General features: G+C 58.4%; 7 protein-coding genes. 5 read left to right on the forward strand and 2 right to left on the reverse strand.

Annotated elements, in window-relative coordinates; all coding sequences use genetic code 11:
- Positions 1-188 precede the first annotated feature (188 nt).
- The gene (locus tag WA354_RS16775) at positions 189-1,052 is read right to left on the reverse strand and encodes a CPBP family intramembrane glutamic endopeptidase (RefSeq protein WP_472814172.1); all 864 of its coding nucleotides are present in this window, start codon (positions 1,050-1,052) and stop codon (positions 189-191) included.
- Between the two features lie 55 nt (positions 1,053-1,107).
- Positions 1,108-2,535 carry an L-serine ammonia-lyase gene (locus tag WA354_RS16780; RefSeq protein WP_472814173.1) on the reverse strand — a complete coding sequence of 476 codons (1,428 nt, stop codon included), beginning with the start codon at positions 2,533-2,535 and terminating at the stop codon, positions 1,108-1,110.
- A gap of 139 nt (positions 2,536-2,674) precedes the next feature.
- Between WA354_RS16780 and WA354_RS16785 the strand changes: the two genes are divergently transcribed.
- The 5 genes from WA354_RS16785 to WA354_RS16805 form a co-directional block, all read left to right on the forward strand.
- A complete protein-coding gene (locus WA354_RS16785; RefSeq protein ID WP_472814174.1) occupies positions 2,675-4,234 on the forward strand; it encodes a YifB family Mg chelatase-like AAA ATPase in 1,560 nt (519 codons plus the stop codon).
- Between the two features lie 592 nt (positions 4,235-4,826).
- A complete protein-coding gene (locus WA354_RS16790) occupies positions 4,827-5,048 on the forward strand; it encodes a DNA-directed RNA polymerase subunit omega (protein ID WP_472814175.1) in 222 nt (73 codons plus the stop codon).
- Between the two features lie 217 nt (positions 5,049-5,265).
- Positions 5,266-6,516 (forward strand): transcription termination factor Rho, encoded by a 1,251-nt coding sequence (gene rho / locus WA354_RS16795; protein WP_472814176.1) that lies wholly within the window; start codon positions 5,266-5,268, stop codon positions 6,514-6,516.
- Positions 6,517-6,937: 421 nt separating this feature from the next.
- Positions 6,938-7,705 (forward strand): DUF3142 domain-containing protein, encoded by a 768-nt coding sequence (locus tag WA354_RS16800; RefSeq protein ID WP_472814177.1) that lies wholly within the window; start codon positions 6,938-6,940, stop codon positions 7,703-7,705.
- Positions 7,702-9,524, forward strand: a 1,823-nt coding sequence (locus tag WA354_RS16805; protein WP_472814178.1) for a hypothetical protein, incomplete at its 3' end; no start/stop codon positions are given. The genes WA354_RS16800 and WA354_RS16805, both read left to right, overlap by 4 nt.

A 9,524-nucleotide genomic window follows, 5' to 3' on the forward strand; every position in this document is an offset into this window, starting at 1 on the left:
TGGCTGCTTTCTTAGTTGCCATTTGCCTATTCTCCCTTTTCGATGGTTTGCATCGAGTTCTGCAACATTTGTTGCAGTTGAGGAATGTATAGATTCATGCGTCGTAAGTGTCAAGAAAAAAACGACAATGAGGTGGAAAAAGTGGCAACAATTTTTTCAGGCCACAATCGCCCTCTCGTCCTCTTCGATCACAAAATGTGACGCGAGTGGAGAAACGCGACCGTCAATCCGGCGATTGCATCATGCCAGCTGTGAGCAAAAATTCCCGCGCGCAGGTTGCGTCGAAACAGAGCAAGCAGACTGAAGAGCGCACCGAACACAGTGAGTAGAAACATCGCTCGCGCTCCTTCATATCCATGCGCTGCACCAAACATCACTGCTGAAAACACCACGCCGCCCGCCGCGGCTCCGCCAGTCCATGCAGTGAACTGCTGTTGCAAATAGCCGCGAAACACAAGCTCTTCCGCAACACCCACCAACATACACAGCAGCAGCCAGCACGCAATCTCCTTGCCGTTCGCGGGTGCCAGTTGCGCCACCGCGCGTGCTGCCTGATCCTCAGGCAAACGCGGCGACGTCGTCTTTCCGCTCCACCCAGTCGGAATCGGAATGGGACGATGCGTGATGGCTGCCTCGATGCTCATCCACATCATGGCGAGCGTTGCGAGGGCCATCAACGAACCTATCCAGAACAAGATCGCGATGCCCGCATCCACCACGATCGAACCAAAACCGCCAGACATCTTCCCAAAGAGAGATTCAATCGAAATTCCCCTGAGGCGCACCCCGAAGACGACCCAGCCGATCAACACCACTTCGAGCACAGCCGTCACGCCGTAAGTGCGAAGTCGATTCACCGCGCTCACGCCCGCGCCGCCCGGATGGCGGTACACGCCCAGCAGCGACACCGCGAGAATCCCGAGGATGAGCACCACCGTGTGCCACACTGGTGCGATCGAAGTCGGTTTAAGCGATGCAGTCTCGGCGACCGACGCAACATGTCCTTGCGTTTCGATGCCTGCTTGTTCGTTTGGCTCGTTGATGGGTTCCATTGACAAGGATGTTAGTCGAGACAGTTCTCTCTCAACAAAGAAGAACGCTCCAAGCTCAGCATTCGATCACATTCAGAGCAAGACCGGCCAAGCTCGTCTCCTTGTAGCGCGATTGCATATCGAGTCCCGTCAGGTACATCGTCCGGATCACCTGGTCGAGCGATACCTTGTGCTCTTCCAACTCGCTTTGTGCGATCCGCGACGCATGCACCGCCTTCACCGCACCCATCGCATTGCGTTCGATACATGGAATCTGCACCAGCCCGCCAATTGGATCGCAGGTCATCCCCAGGTTGTGCTCCATGGCAATCTCCGCCGCATGTTCCACCTGGCCATTGGTGCCGCCCATCGCCGCGATCAATCCGCCGGCCGCCATCGAGCACGCCACGCCCACCTCGCCCTGGCATCCAACCTCCGCTCCGCTAATCGACGCATTCTCCTTGTAGAGAATCCCAATCGCCGCCGAAGTCAGAAAGAATCGAATAATCCCATCATGATCGGCGCCCTGCACAAAGCGCTCGTAATACCGCGCCACCGCCGGCACCACTCCCGCGGCTCCGTTCGTCGGTGCCGTCACCACGCGCCCACCCGCGGCATTCTCCTCGTTCACAGCCATCGCATATACCGTCACCCAGTCCAGCGGTGCCAGCGGATCGCTCGGCTGCCCAGACGCTTCCTTTTCCTTAAGCCGCTCAGCCAGCCGGTGCGCCCGACGCCGAACATTCAACCCGCCAGGCAAAATTCCTTCTGTCGATATGCCTCGATCGATGCAACCCTTCATCGTCTCCCAGATCGCATCTATCCCGGCGCGCACACGAATCGCAAGCTTTTCATCGCTCGCACTCGTATCAGCCTCCTGCAATCGGGCGCATTCGTTCGCCATCATCACCTGGTCGATCCGCAATCCATGCGCCTGCGCAACTTCCAGCAACTCCGCCGCGCTGTGAAATGGATAGGGAACCATGACCCTCGACTCGCCGACCGAAGCCGCATCCATGCCATCCTCGACAATGAACCCGCCGCCAACCGAGAAATATGTCCTCTCCGCGATTCGATTTCCGGAGGTATCAAGCGCGAGCAGTCTCAGCCCGTTCGGATGCCGCGTGCGCGCTCCGGGAGGAAACATCGTCTCGCGTTCGAAGAGCAGGTCCCGTGGCTCGTAAAACCCGATGCTGCGCCTTCCCGCAAGTTTCAGCGTCTTCGTCGCGCGAATCTCCGCCACCGTCGCTTCGATTACTGCTGGATCGATCGTCGCCGGTTCATTTCCCGACAACCCCAGCAATACGGCGCGGTCCGTTCCGTGCCCCATTCCTGTCAAGGCAAGCGACCCATACAGGTTCACCTGCACCCGGTGCACCTTCTCGAGTTCGCCTTTCGACTCGAGCTCGCGAGCGAAGCGGCACGCCGCGCGCATCGGACCCATCGTGTGCGAACTCGAAGGTCCAACGCCAAGCTTGTAAAGATCAAAAAGACTCGTAGTCACGCAGAAGATTGTAGGCCACTTGTGCGTGAACCGTGAATCATCGACACAAAACAATGACATTGCACCCAGCAAACTACTGTTCACCGGTCACTGACCGCTGCCCACTCTCGTCTGCTACACTCCACGCAAAATTACCGCCATGCTATTTAAAGCCCTTAGTGCAGCTGTATATGGAATCGACGCTAACTTGATCGACGTAGAAGTTGATTACAGCGGCGTTGTTGCTGAGAAGGATGTCTTTCACACCGTAGGCCTGCCCGATGCGGCAGTACGTGAGAGTCGCGATCGTGTGCGCGCCGCCATCAAGAACTCCGGCTACACCATTCCACCCACCTTCATTACCATCAATCTCGCTCCCGCCGACCTGAAGAAGGAAGGCTCCGGATTCGACCTTCCCATCGCGGTCGGAATCCTTGGCGCTTACGGTGCGCTGCGTGTTGACAACGTCGATCGATTCCTTCTCGTCGGCGAACTGGGACTCGACGGCAGCGTGCGCGCGATCCCTGGCATGTTGCCCGTCGCCATCCTGGCGCGCGAGAAGAACATTCCCAACCTCATCCTTCCCGCCGCCAACGCTGCCGAAGCCGCCGTGGTCGAAGGCGTCAACGTCTACCCGGTTGCCTCTCTCCTCGACGTCATCGATCTGCTCAACTCCACCGTCGTAGGCCAGGTCCAGCGCGAACCCTTCCGCGTGAAGACCGAAGAGCTCCTCAGCGAACTGCAGCACTTCTCCGTCGATTTCAAAGATGTCCGCGGCCAGCAGACGGCCAAGCGCGCGCTCGAAGTCGCTGCGGCCGGCAGCCACAACATCCTTATGATCGGCCCTCCAGGCTCCGGCAAAACCATGCTTGCCAAGCGCCTGCCCTCCATCCTCACTCCGCTCACCTTCGAAGAGGCGTTAGAGACCACTAAGATTCATTCCGTCGCCGGAGTCCTTGATGCCTCGGCCGGTCTAGTTACCCAGCGCCCGTTCCGCTCGCCTCATCACACCATCTCGGATGCAGGCCTTATCGGCGGCGGCATCATCCCGCGTCCCGGCGAAGTCTCCCTCGCCCACAACGGCCTTCTGTTTCTCGACGAGCTGCCCGAGTTCCCCCGCAACGTGCTTGAAGTCATGCGCCAGCCCCTCGAAGACCACAACGTCACCATCGCACGCGCCTCCATGTCGCTCAGCTTTCCAGCACGATTCATGCTCGCCGCAGCCATGAACCCCTGCCCCTGTGGATATTTCAACGACAAGTCGCGCGAATGCGTGTGTACGCCGCCCATGATCCAGCGCTACGTCGCCAAAATCTCCGGCCCGCTCCTCGATCGTATCGATATACATATCGAGGTTCCGGCCGTTCAATATAAGGAACTCCGTGGCGGAGCAGCCGCCGAAGGCTCCGCCGAGATTCGCACTCGCGTCATGGCAGCCCGCGACCGGCAGCGAAACCGGTTCAAGAAGTCCGGCGACAAGGTCTTTTCCAACGCCCAGATGTCCACTCGCCAGATCCGCACCCATTGTGAGCTTGGCCCCGATGCCGAACGCCTGCTTGAGCGCGCCATGCAACAGCAAGGACTCACCGCCCGCGCCCACGATCGCATCCTCAAAGTCGCGCGCACCATCGCCGACCTTGAAGGCGCCGATCAGCTGGCCGTCTCCCATCTGGCCGAGGCAATCCAATACCGCACTCTGGACCGCAGTTATTGGGCTTGAGGGGTGCGGATACCATCTAGTGTGATGTACGTCACATATCAACGATAACTCCAATGGCTCCTTCATTTGACAATAACGAGCTTTAGACATCCCCATAAACGAAAAATACCCCTTATAGCATCTCTAACATGCCTATAATTAGGTCTTTACACCTCATCTAGAGCTTGGGATCTGTTTTGTTTTCGGCCTGCGATTTCACAAAAAAAATGTTGACCCTAAATAAGCCTCGTTGTACATTCATGAGTGCCATCCATAGGGGAAGATTGCACAGCGCGATCGCGCGTTATTCCGCTTTTTCCGCCTCAAAATCCGGGCCTGAGCTCATCCATAGGTGGCAGGGTGTGTTTCGGGGTTCCGACGAGGCTGAAACTGCAAAGCGCAAAGCTCGCCGCGGCAATCACTTCTATCCGTCACAGGGCAAGCTGCCTGTTCCCGCTGAACACTGCTTTGCGGCAAAAGTTTTTTTAACTTGATGCCCAATTCGTGCGTCTAAAGGTGAGGACAAGCTGTTTGGGGAGCGGCTCGACCTTATACCTAGTAAATCTCTGTACCGTCGGTATCAGGCGGACAGGTCTGGAAGGAGATTCACTTTATGCGTTCTGATTTGGTTTTTGGGGCACTCTCTCACGTGTCCAATCGTTACCAGCTCTGCCAGCTTGCCAGCAAGGCAACCCGCATGCTGCATAAGCCGAACACCCGGTTGCAGGACACGACCAACGAGGTCCTCGTCCGCTTCCAATCCACTAACCCCGGCACTGTGGTGCAGGTCAATGTACCTGCGGCGCGGCCAATTGAAACTCGACGCGCGGCTTAGCAGCGTCGCCTGTATAATTGAGTCAGTTAAGCCAACATTTTCCGAGCGGCCATTTCCGCAAGCCTGATTGGCCGCTTTCACCCTGCGTTAAAGCCCTTCTTATTTACGTTTCGCTTTAGCACAGAGCTGCAACACAACCGCAACTCTTAAACCCCGCCTATTGCTCCTGGAGCACTTTCCCCTCTCGGGTCCCCCACTTACCCTTCCGCAGGTGAACATGACGATCGCCGAACTCAAAGAAAAAAACATCACTGAACTGAGCCGCATTGCGCGCACCCTGGAGATCCCGGGCGCCAGCGGCCTCCGCAAGCAGGACCTGATCTTCAAGATCCTTCAGGCCCAGAGCGAAAAAGAAGGCCACATCTTTGCCGATGGCGTGCTTGAAATCCTGCCTGACGGCTATGGGTTCCTCCGCTCTCCCGACTACAACTATCTGCCCGGCCCCGACGACATCTATGTCTCGCCCTCGCAGATTCGCAAGTTTGACCTCAAAACCGGCGATTCCATCAGCGGCAACGTCAGGCCTCCCCACGAAGGCGAGAAGTATTTCGCCCTGGTAAAGATCGAGGCCATAAATTTCGAGTCACCCGAAGAGACGCGCAACAAGATCCTCTTCGACAATCTGACTCCGCTCTATCCGCAGGAACGCATCAAGCTCGAGACCGTGCGCGAAGCCGTAAGTGGCCGCGTGATGGACCTGCTCACTCCGGTCGGCAAAGGCCAGCGCGGTCTCATCGTCGCTCCTCCGCGTACCGGCAAGACGATGCTCTTGCAGTCGCTCGCAAATTCCATCACAGCCAATCAGCCTGAAGTCGTCCTCATTGTTCTGCTCATCGACGAGCGTCCCGAAGAAGTTACTGACATGCAGCGCTCCGTGAAGGGCGAAGTCATCAGTTCGACATTCGACGAGCCGGCAGCACGCCACGTCCAGGTCGCCGAAATGGTCATCGAGAAGGCAAAGCGCCTCGTCGAGCACAAACGCGACGTTGTTATCCTGCTCGACTCCATCACCCGCCTTGCCCGCGCCTACAACACCATCGTGCCTCCATCGGGCAAAGTGCTCTCAGGCGGCGTCGACTCCAATGCGCTGCAGCGGCCAAAGCGATTCTTCGGCGCGGCGCGCAACATTGAAGAAGGCGGGTCCTTGACCATCATCGCCACGGCTCTCGTAGACACCGGCTCCCGTATGGACGAAGTGATCTTCGAAGAGTTCAAAGGCACCGGCAACATGGAAATCATCCTTGACCGCAAGCTCGTCGACAAGCGCGTCTTCCCGGCCATCGATATCCAGCGCTCCGGCACGCGTAAGGAAGAGCTGCTCATTCCCAAGGAAGATCTGCAGCGCATCTGGATTCTGCGAAAGGTCCTCAACCCGTTGTCGCCCGTCGAAGCGATGGAATTGCTCATCAGCCGCCTCGAAAAAGTCCGCAACAACGCCGAGTTCCTCGCCAACATGAACCAGCTGTAAGCTGTCGGGTGCAGCAAAGCGCCGTCATTCCGACCGGAGCGAAGCAAAGCGGAGGAACCCGCAGTTGCTTTTCTGCTAGCACAGCACAATTAGCATTCCAGCTCTGGGGTCTAGGTGGTACTGGTTTCCAGCAGCTGGCAAATGGCCGGGGCATAGTCCCCGGCCTTTGTGTTTTTACATTGCAATCATTCCGCCCAGATCGAACCGCAGCGAAGAAACCTGCCCTGAACATTTAGCTGAGGCACGCAAACAGGTGCCCCATCCAAGCTCCACTTGGGTGGGAAAGCACGAGGCCCAACCAGCCGCGGCTTTGATTTGCTCACATCTCACGCAGCGACATCCATGACCGCAGTTGCTCTTCGAGCCGACGCCCTCCCTTGCTTTCTCCCTCCCCCCTGGTGCATTGTGGACAGCAACCACCATGCGCTCCCCCGCCAAGCCCTGGGATGGCATCTCCAGCGCCCTCATCGCGCTCCTGCTCTTGCTCACGATTCATTCTGACGCACTCCCTCATCCGCAAGGCCGTCTCGCCGCACTGCCGCGCGTAACCCTTTGGGCCTGGGAACGCCGCGAAGACCTGCACGCACTCGACACGCGTCGCTTTGCCATCGCCTACCTCGACCAGACACTCACCATCGGCCTCACGGTGCATCCGCAACCCCGCCGCAATGCCCTCGTCTTTCCTGCATCCGCGACCCGCATCGCAGTGGTCCGCATAGAAGCGCCATCCGCGGCCATCCTCAACGATGAAAATCGCATCGATGCCGTTCAATCGATCCTTGCTTCAGCGCACGAGTCCGGAATAGCCGCTCTGCAAATCGACTTCGACGCCACCCGCTCGCAGCGTCCCTTCTATCGCGATCTGCTCACCGACCTGCGCCGTCAAATGCCCGCCAATCTTCCGCTCTCCATCACCGCCCTCGCCTCCTGGTGCAGCTGGGATAGTTGGATCCACGATCTCCCAGTCGACGAGGCCGTTCCCATGATGTTTCGCATGGAGCCCGATCATCGCCGCACTCCGCCGTCCGTCGACGACTTCCAGATCCGCGAACCGCTCTGCCGTACCTCAACGGGCGTTTCCACCGACGAACCGTGGCCATCCAACCTCGCCGGCAAGCGTATCTACGTCTTCCCCGACCATGGCTGGCGCAACAACCCGCCCAACGATCTCGCACGGAGACTCCCATGAGAACCCGCCTGCTCGCCATTGCCGCACTTGTAGCAGTTGTCCTCTTGTCCCCCATCGGCAACGTCGAAGCCTGCAGTCCCGGGTTTGAGGACGACGTTTTTGTCAGCACCACAGGACCCGATGACATCGCGTCCTTCGCCAAAGGCCAGCTTGGCATTCTGCAAGTTGGCTTTGACTCGAATGAGTACGCCGTCGCCTATCGTTACTTGAACGGCGGCAAGCTCTCCGACGCCGAACGCAGCATTTACGCTCCGACTACCAGCCAGCCACATATTGTCCTGGATTACCGGAATCTCACACCGGAACAGATCGCCGTTGCACAAAAAGAAGAGAAGGAAGCCCAGGAAAACGCACAACCCTTCGGCCAATGGCTTAGAGAGCGCGCGAAGTATATTCCCGAAGGCGCCCCCGGAGAACAGAAGCCAGTCTTCCCCACGAACTACGACGGCACGATATCCCTCGACGAAGGCTATCTCAACTGCCCCGACCCCGCATTTCAAAACGCAACGCTCACACTCACCAAACGTGCGGGTGAATGGGGCAAGCGGAGCCCTTCGCTTATCGACTGGATTCACGGCCAGGACGCAGTCTTTGCAAACTGCGCAAGCAAGATCGCTGTTATGCCCACGTCCGAGTCAGCCAGCAGCCCCGTTCTGCTCAAAGCCGACCGCGCTTACCAGATCGCCTCCGCAAACTTCTATGCAAAGCAATTCGACGAAGCCGCCCGCCAATTCGGTGCCATCGCTGCAGACGGCAGTTCGCCCTGGGCATCATGGGGCCCCTATCTCGCGGCTCGCGCCACTGTGCGCAAAGCCTTCGCCATGGGCAAAGCAACCAACCCCTATAGTGGCGACCTCGCCAGCTACGATGCGGACACAATGCAGCGCGCGCAGCAGATGCTGGAGTCGATTCTGCAGCAGCCAAACCCCAAGCCTTCGCGCTCCATCATTCAGAACGAGCTCAACTTCATCCGCATCCGCACCGAGCCCGAGCAGCGCGCGAAAGAGATCGGCATCGCGCTCGCCGGACCCGCGCCCGACGCCAACTTTGCGAACGACATCAGGGATCTCAACTGGCTTCTTCTAAAGCAGGTCAAGACTTCCAATCCGCCACCATTGCTCTCCTGGATCGCAGCATGGCGCGGAGGAGGAACAGGAGCCACAGCCTACGCCACATGGCAGCAAAGCCACACCCTCCCCTGGCTTGTAATGGCAATCGTCAAAGCCGACGCATCCGATCCGTTCGCTTCACAACTCATCGACGAAGCCGCAGAGATCCCGCCCGACACACCGGCCTACGACACCGTCTTCTTCCATCGTGTCCGTCTTCTCACCGCCCTCAAACGCACCGACGAAGCACGCGCTCTGCTCGACGCCGCCATTCCTCCGTTGCAGCGTCAGAAGCCCAGCTCCAACCTGAACGCGCTCCTGGGCGAACGCATGGCCGTCGCCCGCAACTTCAGCGAATTCCTCATCTACGCTCCTCGCTCCCCGCTTAAAAACGAATCGCAGGGAGCCTACGATCTGCAAGGCCAATGCAACGAGAGAGCGCGTGCCGAGAACCACGAGGCAGACTGCCCCGAACTCAAGCAACCGCAGTTCAACGAAGATGCCGCAATAGTGTTAAACCGACAAACACCCATCAATCTGCTCATCGAAGCCGTCAATTCAACAAGCCTGCCCGCCAACCTCCGGCAGAACATTGCCGTCGCCGCATGGACCCGGACCATCCTTCTGCAGGACTCAGCAAACGCCGCAAAGCTCTCGCCGTCGCTGCCCAAAGAGATCCGCGACACCGCCGGTTCCAGCATCGCCTTCCC

This window comes from Occallatibacter sp. (assembly GCF_049802275.1).
GTDB lineage: Bacteria > Acidobacteriota > Terriglobia > Terriglobales > Acidobacteriaceae > Telmatobacter.

Bases quoted from the DNA above. Each gene is read 5' to 3' on its own strand.
- WA354_RS16800 (WP_472814177.1), top strand. From the start codon at position 6,938: ATGCGCTCCCCCGCCAAGCCCTGGGATGGCATCTCCAGCGCCCTCATC.
- rho (WP_472814176.1), top strand. From the start codon at position 5,266: ATGACGATCGCCGAACTCAAAGAAAAAAACATCACTGAACTGAGCCGC.
- WA354_RS16790 (WP_472814175.1), top strand. From the start codon at position 4,827: ATGCGTTCTGATTTGGTTTTTGGGGCACTCTCTCACGTGTCCAATCGT.
- WA354_RS16785 (WP_472814174.1), top strand. From the start codon at position 2,675: ATGCTATTTAAAGCCCTTAGTGCAGCTGTATATGGAATCGACGCTAAC.
- WA354_RS16775 (WP_472814172.1), bottom strand. From the start codon at position 1,052: ATGGAACCCATCAACGAGCCAAACGAACAAGCAGGCATCGAAACGCAA.